This is a genomic window from Gilliamella sp. HK2 (assembly GCF_001690265.1).
Taxonomy (GTDB): Bacteria; Pseudomonadota; Gammaproteobacteria; order Enterobacterales; family Orbaceae; genus Gilliamella; species Gilliamella apicola_C.
Genome location: NZ_LZGV01000039.1, coordinates 1 through 972, shown reverse-complemented (window position 1 = coordinate 972; position 972 = coordinate 1). Strand labels below are relative to the sequence as shown.

Sequence of the window (972 nt, the reverse complement as noted above, 5' to 3'; positions counted from 1 at the left end):
AAAATATGGCGGTATGGAAACTTCAGACATCAAACGTCTAAAAGAACTCGAAGCGGAAAACCGCAAGCTTAAGCAGATGTTTGCCGAACTGAGCTTAAAATCCCAGCTTCAGGAAGAAATCATAAAAAAGCTTTAGTGCCCACAAAGGTACGTAAAATGTGGGCGCAGCAACTACAAAAAAATCATTCGGTTACTATTGTTATGAGTTGTGCCATTGTTGGTTTAAGCCGTTGTGCTTACTATTACCAACCTAAGTTTCAGGATGATTCCGTGATTATTTCGGTGTTGAATACTGTCACAGACCGGCATTTACGCTGGGGTTTTCCTAAATGTTTTAATCGTATCAGAAAGCTCGGCTATCAATGGAATCATAAACGGGTATATCGGGTGTATTGTGAATTAAAGCTTAATCTCAGGGTAAAGCGTAAAAAACGCATTCCTCCACGATACCCAGAAAGGTTATTAGTCCCCAATAAACAAGGTGAATGTTGGTCAATGGATTTTATGAGTGACAGTAGTCGTAATCAACGTCGCTTTAGGACATTCAATGTCATCGATGACTTTATCGTGAGGCGTTAGGTATTGATATTGCAGTAAGCTTACCCGCAGGTAGAGTGACTCGTTATTTGGATAAACTGGCCGAATATCATGGGTATCTATTAAAAATACGGGTCGATAATGGGCCAGAATTTACAGGAAAAACCTTTACCAACTGGGCTAAATTACATGGTATAACCATTGATTATATCCAGCCCGGTAGCCCTTATCAAAATGGCTATATTGAACGATTTAATCGTACCTATCGTACTGAAGTACTCGATTTATATCTTTTTAACAACTTAGCGTAAGCAAGGAGAATAACTGAAGAATGGTTAACGATTTATAACACCGAAAGACCGCATGAGGCATTAAATAACATGACACCGATTGAGTATAAAACACTAAAACAAGCAGCATGATTTTCTACGTGAG

At 38.9% G+C, this 972-nt stretch carries 1 protein-coding gene and 1 pseudogene; both read left to right on the top strand.

What is annotated here, in order from left to right; all coding sequences use genetic code 11:
• Positions 1-156: 156 nt before the first annotated feature.
• Positions 157-579, top strand: a complete 423-nt coding sequence (locus A9G45_RS13710) for an IS3 family transposase (RefSeq protein ID WP_081297804.1) — start codon at positions 157-159, stop codon at positions 577-579.
• A gap of 35 nt (positions 580-614) precedes the next feature.
• Positions 615-959 (top strand): annotated as a pseudogene (locus A9G45_RS13705) (integrase core domain-containing protein).
• Positions 960-972: the final 13 nt, after the last annotated feature.